Origin of the sequence: Variovorax paradoxus, assembly GCF_902712855.1 — a bacterium.
GTDB classification, from domain to species: Bacteria; Pseudomonadota; Gammaproteobacteria; order Burkholderiales; family Burkholderiaceae_C; genus Variovorax; species Variovorax paradoxus_Q.
Map to the genome: position 1 here is coordinate 3,619,027 of NZ_LR743507.1, position 22,875 is coordinate 3,641,901.

General features: G+C 68.8%; 25 protein-coding genes. 6 read left to right on the top strand and 19 right to left on the bottom strand.

Annotation, left to right across the window (positions count from 1 at the left end):
- Positions 1–9: 9 nt before the first annotated feature.
- The 14 genes from AACL56_RS16530 to AACL56_RS16595 all read right to left on the bottom strand — a co-directional run bounded on the left by AACL56_RS16530 (position 10) and on the right by AACL56_RS16595 (position 12,122).
- A complete protein-coding gene (locus tag AACL56_RS16530) occupies positions 10–1,344 on the bottom strand; it encodes an NAD(P)/FAD-dependent oxidoreductase (RefSeq protein ID WP_339090895.1) in 1,335 nt (444 codons plus the stop codon).
- A gap of 168 nt (positions 1,345–1,512) precedes the next feature.
- On the bottom strand, positions 1,513–1,782 hold the full coding sequence (locus tag AACL56_RS16535; RefSeq protein ID WP_339090896.1) for a helix-turn-helix domain-containing protein: 270 nt from the start codon (positions 1,780–1,782) through the stop codon (positions 1,513–1,515).
- Positions 1,779–2,693: a serine O-acetyltransferase EpsC gene (gene epsC, locus AACL56_RS16540; protein WP_339090897.1), complete on the bottom strand. Its 915-nt coding sequence runs from the start codon at positions 2,691–2,693 to the stop codon at positions 1,779–1,781. The genes AACL56_RS16535 and epsC overlap by 4 nt, the downstream gene beginning before the upstream one ends.
- A 210-nt stretch (positions 2,694–2,903) precedes the next feature.
- Complete coding sequence (locus AACL56_RS16545; RefSeq protein ID WP_007829250.1) at positions 2,904–3,119, bottom strand: TOBE domain-containing protein; 216 nt, start codon at positions 3,117–3,119, stop codon at positions 2,904–2,906.
- Between the two features lie 63 nt (positions 3,120–3,182).
- Positions 3,183–3,779: a malonic semialdehyde reductase gene (locus AACL56_RS16550; protein ID WP_339090899.1), complete on the bottom strand. Its 597-nt coding sequence runs from the start codon at positions 3,777–3,779 to the stop codon at positions 3,183–3,185.
- Between the two features lie 21 nt (positions 3,780–3,800).
- The gene (locus tag AACL56_RS16555; protein WP_339090900.1) at positions 3,801–5,090 is read right to left on the bottom strand and encodes an O-acetylhomoserine aminocarboxypropyltransferase/cysteine synthase family protein; all 1,290 of its coding nucleotides are present in this window, start codon (positions 5,088–5,090) and stop codon (positions 3,801–3,803) included.
- A 145-nt stretch (positions 5,091–5,235) separates the two neighbouring features.
- Entirely contained in the window at positions 5,236–6,075 is an 840-nt protein-coding gene (locus AACL56_RS16560; RefSeq protein WP_339090901.1) for an ATP-binding cassette domain-containing protein, read from the bottom strand.
- A 3-nt stretch (positions 6,076–6,078) separates the two neighbouring features.
- Entirely contained in the window at positions 6,079–7,062 is a 984-nt protein-coding gene (locus AACL56_RS16565) for an aliphatic sulfonate ABC transporter substrate-binding protein (protein WP_339090902.1), read from the bottom strand.
- Positions 7,063–7,072: 10 nt separating this feature from the next.
- Positions 7,073–7,918 (bottom strand): aliphatic sulfonate ABC transporter permease SsuC, encoded by an 846-nt coding sequence (gene ssuC, locus AACL56_RS16570; protein WP_339090903.1) that lies wholly within the window; start codon positions 7,916–7,918, stop codon positions 7,073–7,075.
- Between the two features lie 9 nt (positions 7,919–7,927).
- Positions 7,928–9,097: an FMNH2-dependent alkanesulfonate monooxygenase gene (gene ssuD, locus AACL56_RS16575; RefSeq protein ID WP_339090904.1), complete on the bottom strand. Its 1,170-nt coding sequence runs from the start codon at positions 9,095–9,097 to the stop codon at positions 7,928–7,930.
- Positions 9,097–10,056, bottom strand: a complete 960-nt coding sequence (locus AACL56_RS16580; RefSeq protein ID WP_339090905.1) for a sulfonate ABC transporter substrate-binding protein — start codon at positions 10,054–10,056, stop codon at positions 9,097–9,099. The genes ssuD and AACL56_RS16580 overlap by 1 nt, the downstream gene beginning before the upstream one ends.
- A gap of 29 nt (positions 10,057–10,085) precedes the next feature.
- On the bottom strand, positions 10,086–10,223 hold the full coding sequence (locus tag AACL56_RS16585) for a hypothetical protein (RefSeq protein WP_339090906.1): 138 nt from the start codon (positions 10,221–10,223) through the stop codon (positions 10,086–10,088).
- Positions 10,224–10,397: 174 nt separating this feature from the next.
- Entirely contained in the window at positions 10,398–10,982 is a 585-nt protein-coding gene (ssuE, locus tag AACL56_RS16590; RefSeq protein ID WP_339090907.1) for an NADPH-dependent FMN reductase, read from the bottom strand.
- A gap of 93 nt (positions 10,983–11,075) precedes the next feature.
- Positions 11,076–12,122: a sulfate ABC transporter substrate-binding protein gene (locus AACL56_RS16595; protein ID WP_339090908.1), complete on the bottom strand. Its 1,047-nt coding sequence runs from the start codon at positions 12,120–12,122 to the stop codon at positions 11,076–11,078.
- Positions 12,123–12,268: 146 nt separating this feature from the next.
- On the opposite strand from AACL56_RS16595, the gene AACL56_RS16600 reads away from it, so the two are divergent.
- The gene (locus AACL56_RS16600) at positions 12,269–12,541 is read left to right on the top strand and encodes an oxidative damage protection protein (protein ID WP_081269375.1); all 273 of its coding nucleotides are present in this window, start codon (positions 12,269–12,271) and stop codon (positions 12,539–12,541) included.
- A gap of 117 nt (positions 12,542–12,658) precedes the next feature.
- On the top strand, positions 12,659–14,488 hold the full coding sequence (gene mnmC, locus AACL56_RS16605; protein ID WP_339090909.1) for an FAD-dependent 5-carboxymethylaminomethyl-2-thiouridine(34) oxidoreductase MnmC: 1,830 nt from the start codon (positions 12,659–12,661) through the stop codon (positions 14,486–14,488).
- Positions 14,489–14,498: 10 nt separating this feature from the next.
- On the opposite strand, the gene AACL56_RS16610 is transcribed toward mnmC, so the two are convergent.
- Positions 14,499–15,296: a sulfite exporter TauE/SafE family protein gene (locus tag AACL56_RS16610; RefSeq protein ID WP_339090910.1), complete on the bottom strand. Its 798-nt coding sequence runs from the start codon at positions 15,294–15,296 to the stop codon at positions 14,499–14,501.
- A 3-nt stretch (positions 15,297–15,299) separates the two neighbouring features.
- The gene (locus AACL56_RS16615) at positions 15,300–15,635 is read right to left on the bottom strand and encodes an antibiotic biosynthesis monooxygenase family protein (protein ID WP_339090911.1); all 336 of its coding nucleotides are present in this window, start codon (positions 15,633–15,635) and stop codon (positions 15,300–15,302) included.
- 104 nt (positions 15,636–15,739) lie between these two features.
- Here AACL56_RS16615 and AACL56_RS16620 point away from each other — a divergent pair, with 104 nt between their 5' ends.
- Entirely contained in the window at positions 15,740–16,639 is a 900-nt protein-coding gene (locus AACL56_RS16620) for a transglutaminase family protein (protein ID WP_425337022.1), read from the top strand.
- A 185-nt stretch (positions 16,640–16,824) separates the two neighbouring features.
- Positions 16,825–18,342, top strand: a complete 1,518-nt coding sequence (locus tag AACL56_RS16625) for an alpha/beta hydrolase family protein (protein ID WP_339090912.1) — start codon at positions 16,825–16,827, stop codon at positions 18,340–18,342.
- A 15-nt stretch (positions 18,343–18,357) separates the two neighbouring features.
- Here the strand turns inward: AACL56_RS16625 and AACL56_RS16630 are convergent, their stop codons facing one another.
- A complete protein-coding gene (locus tag AACL56_RS16630) occupies positions 18,358–19,302 on the bottom strand; it encodes a crotonase/enoyl-CoA hydratase family protein (RefSeq protein ID WP_339090913.1) in 945 nt (314 codons plus the stop codon).
- Between the two features lie 89 nt (positions 19,303–19,391).
- Here AACL56_RS16630 and AACL56_RS16635 point away from each other — a divergent pair, with 89 nt between their 5' ends.
- Complete coding sequence (locus AACL56_RS16635; protein ID WP_339090914.1) at positions 19,392–19,880, top strand: YcxB family protein; 489 nt, start codon at positions 19,392–19,394, stop codon at positions 19,878–19,880.
- Between the two features lie 42 nt (positions 19,881–19,922).
- Here the strand turns inward: AACL56_RS16635 and AACL56_RS16640 are convergent, their stop codons facing one another.
- Complete coding sequence (locus AACL56_RS16640; protein ID WP_339090915.1) at positions 19,923–21,461, bottom strand: HAMP domain-containing sensor histidine kinase; 1,539 nt, start codon at positions 21,459–21,461, stop codon at positions 19,923–19,925.
- A complete protein-coding gene (locus tag AACL56_RS16645) occupies positions 21,407–22,132 on the bottom strand; it encodes a response regulator transcription factor (protein ID WP_339090916.1) in 726 nt (241 codons plus the stop codon). The genes AACL56_RS16640 and AACL56_RS16645 overlap by 55 nt, the downstream gene beginning before the upstream one ends.
- A 97-nt stretch (positions 22,133–22,229) precedes the next feature.
- Here AACL56_RS16645 and AACL56_RS16650 point away from each other — a divergent pair, with 97 nt between their 5' ends.
- A complete protein-coding gene (locus tag AACL56_RS16650) occupies positions 22,230–22,868 on the top strand; it encodes a cytochrome b/b6 domain-containing protein (RefSeq protein ID WP_339090917.1) in 639 nt (212 codons plus the stop codon).
- Positions 22,869–22,875: the final 7 nt, after the last annotated feature.

The window sequence follows — 22,875 nt, forward strand, 5'->3', positions numbered from 1 at the left end:
CGATCGGGCTCACGTGTCCCGGATGACGATGCGGTGGCGCCGCCAGCCTTGCCAGCTGCGGCGTGCGTGGGTGACCGAGATCACGTAGTACAGGAACTTGAACATCCCGAGCGCGCGCCACATCGACTTGCCGCCGTAGATGTCGCCAGCCAGCAGCGACATCAGGCCCTCCTTCACACGGAAGGGGTTGCCCGGGTACATGAACATGTCGCGGATGGTCGGATTGGTCACGCGGTAGATGAACCACGAATACTCGCGCGGCCCCTTGCGCGACACGAGCTCGAAGGCCTTGCGTGCCGCTGGCAGCGCGGCCGGCCGGTCGAGCGCCGTGGCCACCAGCCTGGCGCCGTCGAAGGCGTTGACCATGGCCAGGTACACGCCCGAGGAGAACATCGGGTCGATGAAGGTGAAGGCGTCGCCCAGCATCAGGTAGCGGTCGCCCGTGGCGTGCGTGCTGGAGTACGAGAAATTGCCGGTGGCATGCACCGCGTCGTCGACCAGCGTCGCGTTCTTCAGGCGCTCCACCAGCACCGGGCACAGCGCGATGGTGTCAAAGAAGAACTCCTTCAGCGGCTTGTCGCGCGTCTTCAGGTAGTAGGGCCAGCAGACCGCGCCGATGCTGGTGGTGCCGTCGGCCAGCGGAATGAACCAGAACCAGCCGTGCGGAAACCAGCAGATGCTGATGTTCCCTTCCTTCTTGCCTTCGAGCCGCTCGGCATTGGTGAAGTGGCCGAACAGCGCGGTGCTGTTGTGCTTGGGGTTCTTTTCCTTGCAGCGGAATTTGTTGGCCAGCAGCGTGTCGCGGCCGGTGGCATCGACCACGAAGCGGGCGCGCCAGTTGCGCCTGGTGCCGTCGTCCATCTCGGCCTGCACGACGGCGCCATCGGCGTCGAAGGCCACGTCGCGCACCTTGCAACCCTCGATGGTCTGCGCGCCGCGCGTGGCGGCATTTCGGAACAGGATCTCGTCCAGCTCGGACCGGCGCACCTGCCAGGCGGAATCGAGCCGCTTGTTCAGGCCTTCGGAAAACTCCACATAGCTGCGGTGCTCGTGCTCGGGCGAGACGAATTCGATGCCGAACTTGGGCATGCCGATCTTCTCGACCTGCTCGCGCACGCCGAGCCTCTCGAACAGCTCGACGTTCGCCGGCAGCAGCGACTCGCCGATGTGGAAGCGCGGATGGTGCGCCTTTTCGAGCACCACCACCTTGCGGCCCTGCTCGGCCAGCAGCGCGGCGATGGTCGAGCCGGCGGGCCCGCCGCCGACGACCATCACATCGCAGGATTCGTCGGCTCGCGCGCCGGACCGGGGCTCGTCAACAGAAGATGCTTGAGGCAATGACATGCGATGGCGAGCGTCGTAGTTAACGATCTGGAAGCATAGCCTGCCATCAGGCAACCATGCAAAACCGCCAGGCGAGGCCTGTCAAGGCAGGCCGGCACAGCGCAGACTTCGCGGTGGACATCGACCCTGCGCGGGCCCGGGCAAGGCTGGCGCAGGCGCGCCACAGCCTCAGCAGGCGAACGCGTCGAGCCTGATCCGCCGTGCCAGCCGCGACTGCTCGAGCTGCTCGCAGCGCAGCAGCAGGCCGACCATGTTGATGCCCACCGCATCGGCGAGCTTGCGTGCGGTGACGATCGACGGGATCACGCGGCCGCGCTCGACCTCGCCCACGTACGAGCGGTTCAGGTCCGCGCGTTCGGCAAGCTGGTCCTGCGACCAGCCCTTGTCCTCGCGCAGCTGGCGCACCACGGCGCCGAAGTCTTCGACGAACTCCTTCATGCGCCTGCTCCCTTCGGTGCGTTCTGCAGGCTGGCCTGCGTGACGCTCGCGCCCGCGGGCACGTCGTCGGTGATCCACACGTTGCCGCCGATGACGGCGCCCTTGCCCAGCGTCACGCGACCGAGGATGGTAGCGCCGGCGTAGATCACCACGTCGTCCTCCACCACCGGATGCCGCGGCAAGCCCTTCTGCAGGTTGCCCTCGGTGTCGGTCGGAAAGCGCTTGGCGCCGAGCGTGACGGCCTGGTACAGCCGCACACGCTTGCCGATGACCGCCGTCTCGCCGATCACCACGCCCGTGCCGTGGTCGATGAAGAAGCCCGCGTCGATGCGCGCGCCGGGATGGATGTCGATGCCGGTCTGCGCATGTGCCAGCTCGGCCACGATGCGCGCCAGCAGCGGCAGGCCGAGCTTGTAGAGCTCGTGCGCCAGCCGGTGATGGATCATGGCCAGCACGCCGGGGTAGCACAGCAGCACCTCGTCCACGCTGCGCGCCGCAGGGTCGCCGTGGTAAGCGGCGAGCACGTCCGTGTCGAGCAGCCGGCGCAGCTGAGGCAACGCGTTGGCGAACTGGCGGATGGCGTCGGCCGCCACGCCGTCGATCTCGCTCGACGGCCGCGGCTCGTGGCGGGCGTTGTAGTTGAGCTCGAGCCGTGCCTGCACGAGCAGCGACTGCAGCGCCGAGTCGAGCGTATGGCCGACGTAGAAGTCCTCGCTCTCGTGGCGCAGGTCCGGCGGCCCGAGCCGCATCGGAAACAGCGCGCCCTTGAGCGATTCGATCGCCTGCGCGAGCGCGTCGCGCGACGGGAACTCGCGCGTGCCGGGCTCGCGCGAGCGGCGCTGCGAATCGCGCCATTCGTCGCGCACGCCGTGCAGCGCGCGGACAATGTCGTTCACTTCGAAATGGGCCATGAATGGGTACCCCCGGTAGGTGAATGGAACGGATGCGGCCCGACGGCTGGCGACGGCAGCAGGCACGGTTGCCGCCCATCTTCCCGCAAAACGGCTGCATGCACCTGCGCGGGCCTTCACATGCCCCCAAGGCCTCGAGGCCCTCGCGGACCGGCCTCAAAAAAAACCGGCGCCAGAGCGGCGCCGGGTGTTCGCCTGCCCGAGGGTCCGTCAGAGCTTGGCGATCGAAACCTCGGTGGACTTCACCAGGGCGACCACGTCGGAGCCCACCTTCAGCTGCAGCTCGTCGACCGAGCGCGTGGTGATGACCGAGGTGACGATGCCCCAGGCGGTCTCGACATCGACTTCGGAGACGACGTCGCCGCGGATGATCTCGCGGACCTTGCCCTTGAACTGGTTGCGCACGTTGATGGCTTGGATGGACATGGTGGGTTCTCTTTCAGGTTGAGGAAATTCGTTGAGGAAAAGCATCGAGAAAGGCGGCATGCGTCAGGCGATTTCCGCCACCTCGTCGAACGCCAGCCGGGGCCCACGCTCGAAAGTGCCGGCGTGGTCGGCCACGCCGAGGTTGACCAGGAAGTTGGCCTTGTAGCGGCCGTCCGGGAAGAAGGCGTTGTCGACCAGCTCGGCGTTGAAACCCGACTGCGGCCCGGCATCGAGCCCGAGCGAGCGCGCCGCCAGGATCAGGTACGCGCCCTGCAGGCTGCTGTTGCGGAATGCCGTGGCCTGCGCGGCTTCGGCACTCTTCTCGAAGATGGGCTTGGCGTCGTAGGCCGGGAACTGCGTGGGCAGGTGCTCGTAGAAGCGCGTGTCGTGCGCCACGATCACCGAGACGCCCGCGGCAAGCGTCTGCGCGGTGTTGCCCGAGGACAAGGCCGGCTTCAGCCGCGCCTTGGCCTCTTCGCTGCGCACGAACACGTAGCGGGCCGGCTGTGCGTTGAACGCGGTCGGCCCCCACTTCACGAGGTCGTAGAGCCTGTGGATGAGCTCGTCGCTCACGGGCACGGGCTTGAACGCGTGCACCGTGCGGGCCTTGCGGAACAGCTGGTCCAGCGCGGCGTCGGGGATGGCTTGCAATGTGGTCATGGCCTTTGAAAAGGGGTTCAGTTAGTTCGACGCCGCGGCGAGCGCCTGGTCGAGGTCGGCGATCAGGTCGTCGATGTGCTCGATGCCCACCGACAGGCGCACGGTGTCCTCGGTCACGCCGGCACGGGCCAGCTCCTCGGGCGACAGCTGGCGGTGCGTGGTCGATGCGGGGTGCGTGGCGAGCGAGCGCACGTCGCCGATGTTCACCAGACGCGTGAAGAGCTTCAGCGCATCGAGGAACTTCGCACCGCCCTCGCGTCCCGCGCCGATGCCGAAGGTCAGAACACCGCTGGAGCGGCCGCCGAAGTACTTCTTCGCCAACGGGTAATCGGCATGGTCTTCGAGCGCGGCGTAGTTCACCCAGTTGACGGCCTTGCTCTTCTTCAGGTGCTGCGCCACGGCCAGTGCGTTGCTGCTGATGCGGTCCATGCGCAGCGCGAGCGTCTCGATGCCCTGCAGGATCAGGAACGCGTTGAACGGCGAGATGGCCGCCCCCGTGTTGCGCAGCGGCACCACGCGCGCCCGGCCGATGTAGGCGGCCGGGCCCAGCGCCTCGGTGTAGACCACGCCGTGGTAGCTCACGTCGGGCTCGTTCAGGCGCTTGAAGCGCTGCTTGTGCTCGGCCCATGGGAACTTGCCCGAGTCGACGATGGCGCCGCCGATGCTGGTGCCGTGGCCGCCCAGGTACTTGGTGAGCGAATGCACCACGATGTCGGCACCGTGCTCGATGGGCCGGCTCAGGTACGGCGACGGCACGGTGTTGTCGACGATCAGCGGCACGCCATGGCGGTGCGCGATCTCGGCGATGGCCGCGATGTCGGTCACGTTGCCCGCCGGGTTGCCCAGCGACTCGACGAACACCGCCTTCGTCTTTTCATCGAACAGCTTCTCGAAGCTCGACGGATCGCGGTGGTCGGCGAAGCGCGTGGTGATGCCGAACTGCGGCAGCGTGTGGGCGAACAGGTTGTAGGTGCCGCCATACAGCGCGGTGCTGCTGATGATGTTGTCGCCGGCCTCGGCGATGGTCTGGATCGCGTAGGTCACGGCCGCCTGGCCCGAGGCCAGCGCCAGCGCCGCAATGCCGCCTTCGAGCGCGGCCACGCGCTGCTCCAGCACGTCCTGCGTCGGGTTGTTGATGCGGGTGTAGATGTTGCCCGGCACCTTCAGGTCGAACAGGTCGGCGCCGTGCTGCGCGCTGTCGAATGCGTAGGCCACCGTCTGGTAGATCGGCGGCGCCACGGCGCGGGTGGTCGGGTCGGGCGAATAGCCGGCGTGCACCGACAGGGTTTCGAATTTCCAGTTCTGCGACATGCGACGTACCTTTCAGAGTTGAAGGAAAAAGCGAGCCGAAGGACTCATTCCAGGAATACCGCGGAACCGGCTTCGCCGGGCCGCAGGTATTGCCCCCGCGAGGGGGTTGGCGGCCACACGAAGTGGGCAAGCCTGGGGGCGTGCATCAGATCGCCCAGCGCAATGCATGCGCGGGCGTGGCGAGCCAGCTTGCGTCGGTGCTCTCGGGCGCGGTGTCTTCCGGCTTCTGCAGCACCCTGTCGAGGATTCGTTTTTCGATGGCCGCGAAGGCAGGATCGCCCTGCGAGCGCGGTCGGGCCAGCGCGATGTTCTCGTCGAGCGCGATGCGGCCGTCCTCGATCAGGATCACGCGGTCGGCCAGTGCCACGGCCTCCTGCACATCGTGCGTCACCAGCAGCGCGGTGAAGCGGTGGCGCTGCCACAGGTTCTCGATGAGGCGGTGCATCTCGATGCGCGTGAGCGCATCCAGCGCACCCAGCGGCTCGTCCAGCAGCAGCAGGCGCGGGTGGTGCACCAGCGCGCGCGCCAGTGCCACGCGCTGGCGCTGGCCGCCCGACAGGCGCGCCGGCCATTCGTTCTCGCGGTCGGCCAGGCCGACCTGCGCCAGCACTTCCTTGCCGCGCGCCTTGGCGTCGTTCGGCAGGCCCAGCGTCACGTTGTCGAGCACGCGGCGCCACGGCAGCAGGCGGGCTTCCTGGAACATGATGCGGGTGTCGTCGTGCAGGCCGTGCACCGCCTTGCCGTCGGTGTAGAGGCCGCCGTCGCTCGGCTCCTCGAGCCCCGCGATCAGCCGCAGCAGCGTGCTCTTGCCGCAGCCGCTGCGCCCGACGATGGCGATGAACTGGCCGGGTTCGATGGTCAGGCGCGTGTTGCGCAGCACCTCGCGCGCGCCATAACGCTTGTGCAGGCCGCGCGCTTCGAGGCGCACGCCGCCGGCGATGGCTTGGGGCGCGTGCGTGGGGATGTCTTTCAGAACGGCACTCATGACTCAAACTCCGGGCTTGAACAGCGCCACCTTCAGCGCGTCGATTTTTCGGGGCAGCAGCTTCTCGGCGAAGAAGGCGTCGGCAATGCGCTGCTGTTCGGTCAATCCCTCGGGCACCACCGGGCGCACCGCATAGCTGCGGCGGCCGTTGGCCTGCTCGATGGTCGCGGCGTCCAGGCCCCACACCGGCGCGAGCAGTGCGGCGGCATCCTTCGGGCTCTGCTTGACCCAACTGCCGGTCTTCTCCAGCTCGGCGTAGACCACGCGCAGCACGTCGGGCCGCGCCTTCGCGAACTTGCTGCTCGCCAGGTAGTAGCGCTGGTACGACGCGATGCCCGTGCCGTCGGCCAGCACGCGCACCTTCGACTGCCGCTGCGCCGCGGCAAGGAACGGGTCCCACACCACCCACGCGTCGATCGCGCCCTTCTCGAAGGCGGCACGGCCGTCGGCGGGCGTGAGGTAGGCGGGCTCGATGTCCTTGAACGACAGGCCGGCCTTTTCCAGTGCGGCAATCAGCAGGTAATGCGCGCCGGCCGCCTTCGCGAAGCCGACCTTCCTTCCCTTCAGGTCGGCCACGGTCTTCAGCGGCGAGTCCTCGCGCACCACGATGGCCTGCGCTGCGGGCGACGGCGCCTCCTGTGCAATGAACGTCAGGTCGGCACCGGCGGCCTGCGCGAACACGGGCACCGTATCCGCCACGTCGGCGCTGATGTCGAGGTTGTCGAGGTTCAGCGCCTCGAGCAGCGGCAGGCCGCTGGTGAACTCGTGCCAGCTCACGCTCGCGTTGAGCGGCGCGAGTTGCTTTTCGAGCGTGCCCTGTGCCTTCAGCACGGCGACCAGCGTCGAAGACTTCTGGTAGCCCAGCCGAACGGTGGCGGGCCGCGCGGCGGTGCCTTGCGCCAGGACGGCACCTGCACCGAACGTGCCGAGCGCGCCCAGGGTGGCGATGGCGGTGCGGCGGGAGATCCGGGAGTTGAAGCTGGTCATGCCTGGCACCTCACTTCGCCTTCTTCTGGTAGCCCGGATGCCACCGCAGCCACCACTGCTCGAGGCCGCGCGCGAAGAGGTCGGCCAGCTTGCCGAGCAGCGCGTACAGCAGGATGCCCACCAGCACGATGTCGGTCTGCAGAAACTCGCGGGCGTTCATGGTGAGATAGCCGATGCCGGCCTGTGCCGAGATGGTCTCCGCCACGATCAGGATCACCCACATCAGCCCGAGCGAGAAGCGCAGCCCCACCAGGATGGAAGACAGCGCACCCGGCAGGATGACCTCGCGGTACAGCTGCCAGCGCGACAGGCCATAGGTGCGGCCCATCTCGATGAGCTGCGGGTCGACGTTTCGAATGCCGTGGAAGGTGTTCAGGTAGATCGGGAAGAACACCGAGACCGAGATCAGGAACAGCTTGGCCGACTCGTCGATGCCGAACCAGAGGATCACCAGCGGAATCAACGCCAGCGCGGGAATGTTGCGCACCATCTGGATGGTGGAGTCGAGCAGCGTCTCGGCAAATTTCACCGAACCCGTGAGCAGGCCCAGCAGCAGCCCCGCCCCGCCGCCAATGGCCAGCCCCGCCAGCGCACGGCCTGCGCTGACCTTCACGTGCGTCCACAGTTCGCCCGACGCGGTGAGCGTCCAGGCCGCCTTGACCACGTCGACCGGCGCCGGCAGCACGCGAGTGCTGAGCCAGCCCAGCGACGACGCGACCTGCCAGAACACGATGAGCCCGACCGGCACGAGCCACGGCACCAGCCGTTTCGCGACGTTGACGGCGAACCCCTTCAAAGCGTTGCCGCTGCTCTCGGCGGGCACGACCACGGGCAGCTCCTGGACTTGTTCGCTCATGGGACCTCCTTAGCTTTGCGAGACGAGGCGCGAAGGCGCGTCGAGGTTGGCGACGACCTCGCCGAAAGGCCCGCTCAGCGAGCCGCCGGCGAGCTGCGACTTCGCCTTGCGCGACAGCAGCGGGAACACCAGCTCGGCGAAGCGGTAGGCCTCTTCCAGGTGCGGGTAGCCCGAGAGGATGAACTTGTCGAGCCCGAGCGCCGCGTACTCCTCGATGCGCGCGGCCACGGTCTTCGCATCGCCCACCAGCGCCGTGCCGGCACCGCCGCGCACCAGGCCCACGCCGGCCCACAGGTTCGGCGAAATCTCGAGGTCGGCGCGCGAACGCCTGGCGCCGCCCGCGTGCAGCGCGGCCATGCGGCGCTGGCCTTCCGAATCCATGCGCGCGAACACGGCCTGCGCACGCACCACGGTCTCGTCGTCCACGCGGCTGATGAGTTCTTCGGCGGCTTTCCAGGCGGCGTCTTCGGTCTCGCGCACGATCACGTGCAGGCGGATGCCGAACTCCACCTTGCGGCCTCTGCGCTCGGCACGGGCATGCACGTCGGCGATCTTCTTCGCGACGTCCGCGGGCGGCTCGCCCCAGGTGAGGTAGGCATCGACCTGCTCCGCGGCCAGCTCGTGCGCAGGCGCCGAGGAGCCGCCGAACCACACCGGCGGATACGGCTTCTGCACCGGCGGGTACAGCAGCTTGGCGCCCTTCACGCTCAGGTGCCTGCCTTCGTAGTCGAAGGCCTCGCCGTCGTGGCTGCGCGCGATGATCTCGCGCCAGATGCGGATGAACTCGGCCGATTGCTCATAGCGCGAGGCATGGTCGAGATACACGCCGTCGCCTTCGAGCTCGGCCTGGTCGCCGCCGGTCACGAGGTTCACCAGCAGCCGCCCGCCCGAGAGCCGGTCGAAGGTCGCAGCCATGCGTGCGGCCAGGCTGGGCTGGTGCAGGCCGGGGCGCACCGCCACCAGGAACTTGAGCTTCTTCGTCGCGCCGATCAGGCTGGAGGCGATGACCCATGGGTCCTCGCACGAGCGGCCCGTGGGAATGAGCACGCCTTCGTAGCCCAGGTTGTCGGCCGCGCCGGCAATCTGCTGCAGGTAGGCCAGGTCGACCTGGCGCGAGCCTTCGCTGCTGCCAAGGTAGCGGCTGTCGCCATGCGTGGGAAGGAACCAGAAGATCTGCATCACGCCACCCCCGCGCCGGCGGCGTCGAGCACATTGATCTTCTTCGGGATCAGCTTGAGCTCGAAGAAGGTGTCGGCGATCTTCTGCTGCTCCGCCAGGATGGCCTTGGTGATCGGCGCCGTGCCGTACACCGAGCGGTTCACCGACAGCTCGGCCACCGGCTTCGGCAGGCCCCAGAGCGTGGCGAGCTCGCCGGCTAGCTCGCCCTTGTGAGCGGCACCCCAGACGTCGATCTTGTTGATTTCCTCGATCGCGATCGCCAGCACGTCGGCGTTCTTCGCCACATAGTCGAGCGACGAGAAGTAGTAGGCGCGGTTGCCGACCACGCCGGTGGCATCGGCCAGGATGCGCGCGTCGAGCGACTTCTCGGCCGCGGCCAGGAACGGATCCCAGATCACCCATGCATCGACCGAGCCCTTCTCGAAGGCAGCGCGCGCATCGGCCGGCGGCAGGTAGACCAGGTTCAGGTCGGCGTACGACAGGCCGTGCTTCTCGAACAGCTTGACGACGAAGTAGTGGACGTTCGAGCCCTTGTTCAGCGCGATCTTCTTGCCCTTGAGCTCGGCCACGGTCTTGATGGCGGAGCCCTTGGGCACCAGCACCGCCTCCGATTGGGGACGCGGCACGGTCGCGCCGACGTAGGCCAGCGGCGCGCCCGCGGCCTGCGCGAAGATCGGTGGCGCCTCGCCCACGTCGCCGAAGTCGATCGAGCCGACGTTCAGCGCTTCGAGCTGCACCGGCCCGGCGGTGAACTCGGTCCACTTCACGCTCACGCCGAGCGGCTGCAGGCGCTTCTCGAGCGTGCCGCGGCCCTTGAGCAGCGTGAGATAGCCCTTCTGGTGGCCGATGCGGAACTGGCGGGCGGGTGCCTGCGCCAGCGCGGCGAAGCCGGCGGGCAATGCGATGGCGGCGGCCGCGCCCTGGATCAGGCGGCGGCGGGGTGCGGAAATCAATGTCATGGCAAGGCTCTCTGAAGGAGGGGCCGCGCTCAGGCGGCGGCGATGAAGCTGACGATCAGCGCGACGGCGGTGACCACGATGGCGCTCACGGCGAGATCGCCCAGCGCGTGCCACAGCGAACGCGGCTTGGTGTCGAGCACGGAGTCTTCGGTTGCGACGGGGTTCATGCGTTGAATCCTTGATACAAAACGACAGGCAAAGGCTGGCCCGCGGCACGCGATGCGCCGGAAGCCTTTTCGTGGAACACCGCGGAACCGGCTTTGCCGGGCCGCTGGTGTTGCCCCCGGTAGGGGGTTGGCGAAGCGGACACGAAGTGCCGCGCAGCCTGGGGGCGAGCCTCGTTAAACGCTACATCGCACGCGAGAAAACGGCACCGGCTCGAAGCCGTGCGTGGCGGGGAGCTTCAGGCCCTCGGTGGCAAGCACCTCGACGGCCTCGTTGAGCCGCTCTGCCAGGTCGGGCTGCACCTGGTAGGCGTTCTCGGGCGTGAGCGCGATCTGCGCGTCGCTCGCGTAGACGCCCGGCAGGATGTGGCGTGCCGCCAGCGACTGAAGCACCGGCCGCAGCGCGTAGTCGAGCGCCAGCATGTGGTGCGGACTGCCGCCGGTGGCCAGCGGCAGCACCGTCTTGCCCTTGAGCGCGCTCTGCGAGAGCAGGTCGAGGAAGACCTTGAGCACGCCGCTGTAGGCCGCCTTGTAGACCGGCGTGGCCACCACGATCACGCGGGCCTCGGCCACCTTGGCGATGGCGCCAACGATGGCCGGATGGTTCCAGTCGGCCAGCAGCAGCGCCTGCGCCGGGAGGTCGCGGATGGCGAGGCGCTCGATGCGCGCCTTGCGCTGCGCCAGCCGTTCCCCCACCGCGTCGAGCAGTGCGGTGGAGCGGGATGGGGCCGAAGGGCTGCCGGCAATCAGGAGAACGGACACGGGAAACCTTGGTTCGGAAAGAAAGGGAGCGAATGGCGAAGGGCCGCCGCGCAAGGCCGCCCCGACATGGAGGAGCGGCCTCGGGCGAGCCGGTTACTTCTGCTTCGGTGCGTAGATCTGGTCGAAGGAGCCGCCGTCGGCGAAGTGCTCCTTGTCGGCCTTCGCCCAGCCGCCGAAGGCCTGGTCGATGGTCACCAGCGTCAGCTTGGGGAACTGCTTGTCGTACTTGGCCTTGGCCTTCTCGGAGGTCGGCCGGTAGAAATTGCGGCCCGCGATGTCCTGGCCTTCGTCGGAGTACAGGTACTGCAGGTACTCCTCGGCCACGGCACGCGTGCCCTTCTTGTCGACGACCTTGTCGACCACCGACACGCTGGGCTCGGCCAGGATGGAGATGGAAGGCACCACGATCTCGAACTTCTCGGGGCCGAATTCCTTCAGCGCCAGGAAGGCTTCGTTCTCCCAGGCCAGCAACACGTCGCCCACGCCGCGCTGCACGAAGGTGATGGTCGCGCCGCGCGCGCCGGTGTCGAGCACGGGCACGTTCTTGAACAGGTTGCCGATGTACTCCTTGGCCTTGGCATCGCCGCCGTACTTGCGCTTGGCGAATTCCCAGGCGGCCAGGTAGTTCCAGCGGGCGCCGCCCGAGGTCTTGGGGTTGGGGGTGATCACCTGCACGCCGGGCTTGACCAGGTCGTCCCAGTCCTTCAGGCCCTTGGGATTGCCCTTCTTCACCAGGAACACGATGGTCGAGGTGTAGGGCGCGGAGTTGTGCGGCAGGCGCTTCTGCCAGTCGGCCTTGACCAGCCCGCCGTGCGTGACGAGTGCATCGATGTCGCCGCCGAGCGCCAGCGTGGCCACGTCGGCGTCGATGCCGTCGATGATCGAGCGAGCCTGCTTGCCGGAGCCGCCGTGCGACTGCTTGACCGTCACGTCCTGGCCGGTCTTGGCCTTCCAGTACTTGGCGAAGGCCTGGTTGTAGTCGACGTACAGCTCGCGCGTCGGGTCATAGGACACGTTCAGCAATGTCACCGGCCCCTTGGCGGCGGGCGCCTGGGCGAACGTCGGCAACGCCGACAGGGCCATGGCACCGGCCACGCCGGCACCCAGGGAAAGCTTGATAAAGTCGCGGCGAAGGCTCATGGTGTCTTGCTCTAAAAAGGCATATCAATGAAGCTGCGTATTCTCAATACGACATATAGAAACTGGAACGACCAAGTTTTCAGTTCTAAATAGCGAAATCAACTAAGCAACCGCTTTCCCCACTTTTCCCGTCAAAGGCAATCCAAATGGCACGCATGGTTCAGTGCATCAAGCTCGGCAAAGAGGCCGAAGGGCTCGACTTCCCGCCCTACCCAGGTGAACTGGGCAAACGCCTGTGGGAAAACGTCAGCAAGGAAGCCTGGGCCGCCTGGCTCAAGCAGCAGACCATGCTGGTCAATGAAAACCGCCTGAACCTGGCCGACCTGCGCGCCCGCCAGTACCTGGCGCGCCAGATGGAAAAGCATTTCTTCGGCGAAGGCGCCGACGTGGCGCAGGGCTACGTTCCGCCCTCGGCCTGACGGTCACCCACGCGATTGCCGCCGACCTCTTCGTCCGGATCTCCGGGGTCTTCGGGAAACACCGCGGAACCGGCTGCGGCGGGTTCCAGTCGCGGCTTCCTCGAAGCGGCTGAGCCCGTGACCTGGCGCGCGGACGGCGTCCCGCGCAGCGAACGCTTCGACGACATCTATCACACCGAGTCCGGGGCACTGGCGCAATCGCGCCATGTGTTCCTGGGCGGCTGCGGCCTGCCCGATGCGTGGGCCGGACAGCCCCGGTGGCAGGTTCTCGAAACCGGCTTCGGCCTGGGCCTCAATTTCCTGGCGACCTGGCAGGCATGGCGCGCCGACCCCGCGCGGCCGCGGATGCTGCACTTCGTCTCGGTCGAGGCGCACCCGGTGTCGGCCGGCGACCTGCTGCGCGCGGCCGAGGCCTACCCCGAACTCGCGGCCCTCGCGCGCGAGCTGGCCGCGCAATGGCACGGCCTGCTGCCCGGCTTTCACCGGCTCGCGTTCGACGACGGCCGCGTGCTGCTCACCCTGTGCGTCGGCGACGTGCAGCCGATGCTGCGCGCGCAGCGTTTCGAGGCCGACAGCATCTTCCTCGACGGCTACAGTCCGCAGCTGAACCCGCAGATGTGGTCGGCCGACACGCTCAAGGCGGTGTCGCGCTTTGCGCGGCAAGGCACGCGCGTCGCCACCTGGACCATCGCGCGGGCGATCCGCGATGCGCTGCAGCAGCAGGGTTTCACCGTCGAGAAGCGTGCCGGCCTGCCGCCGAAGCGCGACTGCCTGAGTGGCGTCTTCGCGCCCGCGTGGACGGTGCGACGCCGCGGACCCGCGCCGGAGCGCATCGACAAGCCGGGCCGCTGCGCAGTGATCGGCGCGGGCCTCGCGGGTGCGGCCGTGGCGGCCAGCCTCGCGAGGCGCGGCTGGCAGGTAACGGTGTTCGACGCGGCCGACTGGCCCGCATCCGGCGCCTCGGGCCTACCGGTGGGCATGCTCGCGCCGCATGTGTCGCCCGACGACGCACTGCTGTCGCGCCTCGCCCGCGCAGGCATCCGCGCCACCTGGGGAGAACTGGCGCGGCTGCTCGAAGAAGGCCGCGACTGGCGCGCCAGCGGCGTGCTGGAGCGCCGCCCCGATGGCGACACTCGCGTGCCTGCCGGCTGGACCAGCGCCGGACCGAACGAGTCGTGGCCCGCGAACGCAGGGCAACTGGCTGCAGCCGGGCTGCCCGAACGCACGCCGGCGCTGTGGCATTCGCGCGCCGCGTGGGTCCGGCCGCACAGGTTGATCGCCGCATGGCTGCGCCAGCCGGGCGTCGAGTTCCGCGGCGGCTGCGCGGTGGCGCGCCTTGCGACTCGTCAGGAAGGCGGCTGGCAGCTTTTCGACGCGAACGGCGAGCGGCTGATCGACGCCGACCGTGTGGTCGTATGCGCCGGCTTCGAGTCGGGCCGCTTCGCGCCCGCCCTGCCCCTGCAGCCCGTGCGCGGACAGGTCGCCTGGGGCCCGATGCCCGCGGACGCCGACCTGCCCACCACGCCGCTCAACGGCGACGGCCACCTCATCGCCCACGTGCCGGTGGAGCGCGGCGTTCCGATCTGGCTGGCCGGCGCGACTTTCGGCCGCGACAGCACCGCCCTGGAGCCGACGCAGGCCGACAGCATCGCCAACCGCGAGCGCCTGGCGCGGCTCCATCCCGCGGCCGCAGCGTCGCTCGCCGGCGCGTTCGAGCGCGGCGATGTCGACACCTGGGTCGGCGTGCGATGCGCATCCGGGGACCGGCGGCCCCTTGTCGGACCGATCGACGCGCCGGTCGCCGGACTCTGGGCCTGCACCGCACTGGGTTCGCGCGGACTGAGCTTTGCCGCGCTGTGCGCCGAACTGCTGGCCGCGCAATGGCACGGCGAGCCGCTGCCGCTGCCGGCGACGCTGGCAAAGGCGCTCGGCACGCAGCGCCTCTAGCGGCGCCGGCTCAGGCTGCGCTCGATGCTCGCCAGGCCATCAGCAGCGCCATGCCGAGCACCAGCACGACGAAGTACTTGCGCAGCACCCGCTCGTCGAGCCGCGTGGCCAGCTGCGCCCCCGCGGCCGTGCCGACCCACAGCCCGAGCACGACGCACCCCAGCAGAAGCCATGGCAGTCCGTTCGCAACGCTCGCATAGACCAGCACTGCCGGCAGGGCCAGCGGCAAGGCGTTGACCGCAAGACTCACGGCCTGCGAGCGAAGCTGCGACCAGTGCAGCGCAACGGTCATCGACGCCGTGATGGCCAGCCCGCCACCGATGCCGAGCAGCCCGGAGGATGCGCCGGCGACGATGCCCACCGCCACCAGCGCCGCAGCCGCAGCATGCGGCTCCCCGGCCTGCGCGACGCCGCTCTCCTTCGCGGTCGACCTCCACAACACCAGCGTTGCCAGCACCAGCAGGTAGGCGACGAACATCCAGCGCAACGCCGCGTCGGCCAGGTGGCTCGCGCCCTTCGCGCCAATGAAAGCGCCCGCCAGGAAGCCGAGGGACATCCACGTCACCGTGCGCCGCGAGGCGCCATGCCCGGCCACGCGATAGCGGACGAATCCGGCCAGGCTGGTCGGCAGCAGTTGCGCCGCAAGGGAGATCGCCTGTGCATCGTGCTGGCCCAGGCCCGGCATCAATGCCAGCGCGGGCACCAGCGCACCGCCGGGGCTGACGCCGAGCAGGCCGCCCATCGCGTCCGCGAAGATGCCGGTCGCCAGGCCGCCCAGCACCTGGACGAGGCCGAGCGCTTCGGGCATCGCTCAGCCGGCGGCCGGCGCCGCGGACGCCAGCAGATGGTCGATGCGGCTGTCGCCATAGGTGCGCAGCACCTCGGAGACGACCACCTTGTAGCCGTCGAGCCAGTTCGCCTGCGCGGCCTTGGCCTGCCGGTGCACGGGATGGTGGATCAGCGCCTGCAGGCTGTCGAGCGAGTCCCAGTAGTACACGTTCGAGACCAGCCCGTTGCCCGCGTTCTCCCACGTCTCCTCGCCGAGGTAGCCGGGCAGCGATTTCGCAGCCTCGGCGATGGCCTGGTCCAGCCGGTGGAACTCGTCGTCGAACTGCTTCTTCGCGAAGATGAAGGTGGCGGAATACATGGCGAGCCGGTCTCCTGGAAAGCGTGCGAAGCCGGCGGCCGCCGGGCGGCGCCGAGTATCGGACAAAACCCCGCAGCCCCGGCGAACGCGTGAGAATGCGGTGCATGGCCACCCAGTACGACATCACGCACACCACCGTCTACCGCTACAACAAGCCGGTCACCTTCGGCCTGCACCGCGTGATGTTCCGCCCGCGCGACAGCCATGACCTGCGGGTGCTGGCCACCGACCTGCAGGTGAGCCCGCAGGCCTTCACGCGGCTCATCCAGGACCCGCACTCCAACTCGGTGGCGCTGGTGCAGCCGATGGGCGAAGCCACCGAACTGCGGATCGTCTGTTCCTTCACCATCGAGCACGTGCCCGCGCAGGAGGACCAGCTCGCGCTCGACCCGGCGGCTGAATTCCTGCCCTTCGCCTACACCCTGCAGGAGCGCCTGGACCTCGAGCACTACCTGCGCCCGCACCACGACGACGACAGCCAGGGCACGCTGATCCGCTGGGCCCACCAGTTCCTGCACGCGGACAAGCCCAACAGCACGCGCGAGGTGCTCACGCGCATGAACGCGCACATCGGCCAGAGCCTCCAATACAAGGCGCGCGACGAGGAAGGCACCCAGACACCGCTGCAGACGCTGGCCCTGGGCAGCGGCAGCTGCCGCGACTACGCACTGCTGATGATGGAAGCCACGCGCCGGCTGGGCATCGCGACGCGCTTCGTGTCGGGCTACATCTACGACGCCGCGCTCGACACCACCGCGCAGGCGCAGGGCGAATCGACGACCGGCGCCGGCACCACCCACGCCTGGCTGCAGGCCTACCTGCCGGGCGTCGGCTGGCTGGCCTTCGATCCGACCAACAACCTGATGGGCAGCGGCCAGCTCATCCGCGTGGGCGTCACGCGCGATCCGGCGCAGGCCGCGCCCATCTCGGGCAGCTGGTACGGCGACGCCGAGGCCTACGAAGGCCTCGAGGCCACGGTGGTGGTCACGCGCCGCAAGGACTGAGCGCCGCCCGGCCGCTGTCGCGCATGCGATAGCTGTTGCGGGAAATCCCGCAGCATCGCAGTTCGCAACACCTCTACGCTGCGCCGCCGGCCCGGTGGAAATAGCACGGTCGTTCTGCAAGACCGCGGGTGCCATGCCGCGCCGGTTTTCAATCCACAAGAAACAGGAACGGAGAGAGACAACCCATGCATTCAGCTCGCCTGACATTCATTGCCCTGGCAGCCAGCCTCGTCGTCGCATCGTGCGGCGGCGGTGGTGGCGGCGGCGGCTTCTCGCTGCCGGTGCTGCCGCCGGCCCCGGCGCCCGCACCCAACCCACCGCCCCGCCCCTCCTCCTCCACCCCCGCGCCGGAAGAAACGCGGCTTCAGGACAGCCGCACCTCGTTCGCACCGGCCGACCCCGCGGCGACGACCTTTGCCGCCATGGCACCGGCCAACGGCGGCGACACCTTCGACTACGCAGGCACGAGCCGCTGGGCCGGAATGATCGGCGGCGCGCAGTACAACGTCGAGGTGCCGAAGAACTGGAACGGCAAGCTCGTGATGTACGCGCACGGCTACGCCGGCGACGGCAACCTGTTGCAGGTGAATGCGCCGTCGATCCGCCGCCACCTGCTGCAGGAGGGCTTCGCCTGGGCCGCGTCGAGCTACAGCAAGAACTTCTACGACGTGCGCGCGGGCGTGGAAGACACCAACGCGCTGGCGCTGCAGTTCAACGCCATCGCCAAGGCGGCCGGGCGCGAACTGGCCGCGCCCGACCGGATCTACATCACCGGCCACTCGATGGGCGGCCACATCACGGCTGCCGCCATCGAGGACGAGGCCTACGCCACGGCCAACCACAAGGTGAAGTACAACGGCGCGGTGCCGATGTGCGGCGTGGTCGGCGACACCGAGCTGTTCGACTACTTCGCAGGCGCGCAGGTCGCGGCGCAGGCGCTCGCCGGCCTGCCGAAATACCCGACGCCGAACTGGTCGGACATCTCCGCGCAGGTCACCAACACGCTGTTCACCACCTTCCCTTCGACGCCTACGGCCACGGGCGTGAAGTTCGCCTCGGTGGTGAAGAACCTGACCGGCGGCGAGCGCCCGATGTTCGACCTGGGGCTGGCCGCCGGCGGCTCGTTCGCGGCGGTGTGGGGCGTGTTCGGCAGCGACGGCACGGTCAACGGCATCCTGAACAGGAACACGCTGGACACCAACCGCTTCACCTACACGATCGACGGCGATGCGGCGGGCTCGACGGCGTTGAACAGCGCGGCCATCAAGCTCACTGCGGCCGCCGACGCCAACCGCCTGCGCACCGACGGCTTGCGCTGGATTCCCAAGGCCAACGGCGAATTCAGGATTCCGGTGGTCACGCTGCACACGCTGGGCGACCTGTACGTGCCTTTCAGCATGGAACAGATCTACAACAAGCGCGTGGCGGCCAAGGGCAACAGCAACTGGCTGGTGCAGCGCGCGGTGCGCGGCATCTCGCATTGCGACTTCACCGTTGCCGAGCAGGTCGAGGCCTTCGACGCGATGTTCAAGTGGGAGCGTGACGGCGTGAAGCCGGCGGGCGACGACGTGGTCACGGCCGCGACGGTGGCGGCGCCGAGCTACGGGTGCACATTCACGCGGCCGCTGAGCGCGCTCGACGAGAGCGCCACGAGCAACGCGACGCGTCCGGGCGCCGCGGCGGCACGCCCCTGCCCACCCTGACCGGCGAGCGGGCGGTCAGCGCGCGGGCGGCACGGCCGCCCGCGCCGCCGCGAGCTTCGCTTCGAGCTGCGCGACGAGCGCCCTCGCCTCGTCGCCCTCCGGAATGTCACGGCCGCTGTCGCGCCACGCGACGGCGCTCTTGAAGCCTTCGGCCTCCGCCTGCCGGCGAAACCACATTCCCTCGGGGTTGTGGCGCGTCACGCCGTCGAACACGGTGGCGAACATCTGGCTCTGCTCCAGCCCCATCGAATGCCACACCTGGTTGACCACCAGCTTGTGCATCATCAGGTGCGAGCGCGGCACGCCCGCGATGCGCTGCGCGAGCTTCAGCGTGGCGTCCTCGAGCTGCTCAGCCGGCACCGAGAAATTCGCCAGCCCCCACTCGGCCGCCTGCGTGCCGTCGATGGTGTCGCCGGTGAACATGAGCTGCTTGGCGCGCAGCGCGCCGAGCCGGTAGGTCCACATCGCGGTGGTCGGGCAGCCCCACACGCGCGTGGGCATGTAGCCGATGCGCGCGTCGTCGGCCATGGCGAGCAGGTCGCAGCACAGCGCGATGTCGCTGCCGCCGGCCACTGCGTAGCCATGCACCTTCGCGATGGTGGGCTTGTGGCAGCGCCACAGCGCCATGAAGTCGTCGGTGTTGCGCTTCATGGCAGCGTAGTCGAGCATCGGGTCCCATGGCGTCTTCTCCTGCCGGCACGGGTGGTCGCCCCGGTCGTCGCGGCCGTGGCCTTCCGCGTAGTCGCCGAGGTCGTAGCCGGCGCAGAAGGCGCGCCCTGCGCCCTCGACGACGATCACGTGCACCTCGTCGTCGGCTTCGGCCCATTCCACTGCCTTGCGTATCTCCGACGGCGTCGTCTCACCGATGGCGTTGAGCTTGTCGGGCCGGTTGAGCACGAGCCGCGCGATGCGCGGGTGCCGGGGGTCCTTGTCTATCAGGACGGTGTCGAAGGCGGGCATGTGGCTTGTCTCCTTGCGGTGAGGTCGGCTGCTGTCGCGCCGCTCTTGTAGCATCGACCGCCGCACGCAGGCAAACCATGAAAGCCCCGATGACCGCGACCTTCCGCATCTCCGAAGACGACTACCTGGCCGCCATGAAGCTCTACGCCCGGCTCACGCCGCTGCGCCTGGTGCTGGTGGCCGCCATCGGCGTGCTGCTGGCGCTGGCCGCGGCCTTCGGTCCACCGCTGGTGCAGACCGGTTCGGTCGGCGGACTGGTCGGCGGCGGCAGCGTGCTGCTGGGCACCCGCTTCATCGTGCTGCCGCTGATGGCGCGGCGCCACTACCGCAAGTACAAGGCGATCCAGGAAGAGTTCAATGCCGAGGTGCTCGACCACGGCCTGCGCCTCACGCTGCCGAACACCGATCACACGATCGTCTGGCAGAACGTGCTCAAGTGGCGCCACGACGAGCGCTTCGTGCTGCTCTATCCGATGCCGCGGCTCTTCCACATCGTGCCGAAGGCGCTGGCCGCGCAGGGTTTCGACCTGAAGGGCCTGCTGGAGCGGCTGAACCGGCACGTCGGACCGCCGGTCTGACCTGCCAATGCGGGGCCACCGGGAAGCCCCCAGCCCGGAGCCTCAGGCCGCCGCGCCGCCCAGCCGGAAGCGGAACACCGCCCCCTTGTCGGGCTGCTGCACCAGCCGGATGTCGCTGCCGTGCAGCTGCAGGATTCGCTTCACGATCACCAGGCCCAGCCCGCCGCTGCTCGCGCCGTCGGTGCGCGAGCCGCTCATGAACACGGGCCGCATGAAGAGCGCGGGCTGCAGTTCGCCGGGAATGCCGGGACCTGTGTCGCTCACCTGCACCGTGACGCCACCGTTCTCGGCCCGAAGCTGCACCACGATCTCGCCGCCCTCGGGCGTGTGGCGGATCGCGTTGTCCAGCAGGTTGGTCAGCACGCGCTCGATCATGCCGAGGTCGGCCGACACCACCGGCAAGCCGGATGCGATGTCGGGCTTCAGGCGCTGGTGCCGCGCCTCGGCGGCCAGCTCGAATTTCTGGAACACGTCCTGCACCAGGTCGGCCAGCGCGAACTCCTCCTTCTCGGGCTTGACCACGCCGTACTCGAGCCGCGCGAGTTCGAACACCTCCTGCGCGAGCCGGCCGACCTTGCGGCTCTGGCCCAGCGCGATCTCGAGGTAGCGGCGGCGCTCCGCCTCGTCGAGCGTGCCGGACTTGAGCAGCAGCGTCTCGAGGTAGCCGTGCAGCGACGTGAGCGGCGTGCGCAGGTCGTGCGAAATGTTGGCGAACAGCTCGCGGCGCTGCTGGTCCTGCAGAGTGAGCTCGCGCCACTGCTCGGCGATGCGGCGCGTCATCTGCGCGAAGGCCTGGCCGAGCTGCGCGATCTCGTCGGTGCCATGCGAGAGCCGCTGCAGCGTGGGCGCCTGGCTTTCGAGCGAGGCGATGCCCTCGGTCTCGAAGCGCTTCACCGCCGAGGTCAGCTCGCGCAGCGGCCGCGTGATGAGCCGGAACGCCGCCAGCCCCGCCAGCAGCCCGAGCAGCGCCACCAGCCCCATCGACCAGAGCGTGGTCCGCAGCACGTTGTCGGCCACCGCGCTGGCGACCAGCGCGTCGTGGTCCTCGCCCTGCAGCACCACGTACACATAGCCGGCGTCGCGCCCGCCCATGCGCAGCGGCGCGGCGCTGAACACCTTGCTGCCCGCCGGGCTGCGCGGATCGTCGCCGGCAATCGGCAGCGGCGCGCCAGACAGCAGCCGGCGCACCGGGGCCAGGTCGACCTTGTCGCGCTTCAGGTGGCCGGGCGGCGCGGCCTGCGCCTCGATGCGGCCGTCCAGCCCCAGGACGTAGACCTCCACGCTCGGGTTGACGGCCATGAGCTTGTCGAACAGGTCCTTCACCGCGCCCTGGTTCAGGCCGCCGGGCTCCATGAGCTCGGCGTTCTCCGCGATGTGCGCGGCGAGCCCGCCCGACAGCCGCTGGATCAGCTCCTGCTCGTGCATGCCGCTGGAACGCACCTGCAGCCACACCGAGGCGCCGCAGCACACCAGCAGCAGCACCGCGAACACGGCCGAAAGCCGGCGCGAAAGCGTGGCCCACGCAATCACGGCGCGCCCTCCTCCGTGCCCGTGGCCGAGAGCTTGTAACCGCGCCCCCATACGGTGAGGATGCGCCGCGGCTCGGCCGGATCGGCCTCGACCTTGGTGCGCAGCCGGTTGATGTGCGTGTTCACCGTGTGCTCGTAGCCATCGTGCTGGTAGCCCCACACCTGGTTGAGCAGGTCGAGGCGCGAGAACACCTTGCCGGGGTTGCGCGCGAAGAAGTACAGCAGGTCGAACTCGCGCGGCGTGAGTTCGATGAGCCTGCCGTCCACCCGCACCTCGCGCGCGAGCGGCTCGATGTCGAGGTTGCCCAGCGTGAGGCTGCCCGACTCCAGCCGCGCGTTGCGTGCCAGCGCATCGGTGCGCCGCAGCAGCGCCTTCACGCGCGCCACCAGTTCCAGCACCGAGAACGGCTTGGCCAGGTAGTCGTCCGCGCCCAGCTCCAGGCCCAGGATGCGGTGCACCTCGCTCGAGCGCGCGCTGATGATGATGATCGGCGTGTAGCGCGTCATGGCGCGGGCGCGCCGGCAGATCTCGAGGCCGTCGATGCCGGGCAGCATCAGGTCGAGCACCAGCGCGTCCCAGTTGCCGCGCTCGAGTTCGCGCAGGCCGGCGTGGCCGTCGGCCGCATGCTCGACGGCGTAGCCCTCGTCGCGCAGGTGCATGCGCAGGAGTTCGGCAATGTGGGCGTCGTCCTCGACGATCAGCACGCGCTTGGATGGGTCCATGGACGCGATTGTCCCGCGATACGGCCCGCCGAGTTATCACGATTAATTGAACCTTGCGTGATGAATCGGCCATGGGGTGCGCCCAACAATCCGCCCCATGCACAGCACCGCCATCGCCCCTCCCGCCGCTGCGGCCGATGCCCGTCCCATCCACCCGCTGTGGATGCGCATCACGCATTGGCTCAATGCGCTGGCCGTTCTGGTGCTGGTGACCAGCGGCTGGCGCATCTATGACGCCTCGCCGTTTTTCCCGTTCACCATCCCCACCGTCATCACGCTCGGCGGCTGGCTCGGCGGCGCGCTGCAGTGGCACTTTGCGGCGATGTGGCTGCTGGTGTTCAACGGCCTCGTCTACCTGGCCCTGAACGTCGCCAGCGGCCGGCTCGCCCGCAAGTTCTTTCCGGTGACGCCGGCCGGCGTCCGGCATGACCTGGTGGCCGCGCTCAAGGGCAAGCTCTCGCACGCCGACCCGCGCCACTACAACAGCGTGCAGAAGCTGGCCTACCTGTTCGTGATGCTCGACCTGATCGTGATCGTGCTGTCGGGCCTGGTGCTGTGGAAGTCGGTGCAGTTCGCCGTGCTGCGCGACCTGATGGGCGGCTACGAGTTCGCGCGGCGCATCCATTTTTTCGCGATGGCCGCCATCGTCGGCTTCGTCGCGGTGCACCTCGTGATGGTGGCGCTGGTGCCCCGCACGCTCCTGACCATGATCCGCGGCCGCGCGCCGAAGCAGTGACCCCGCC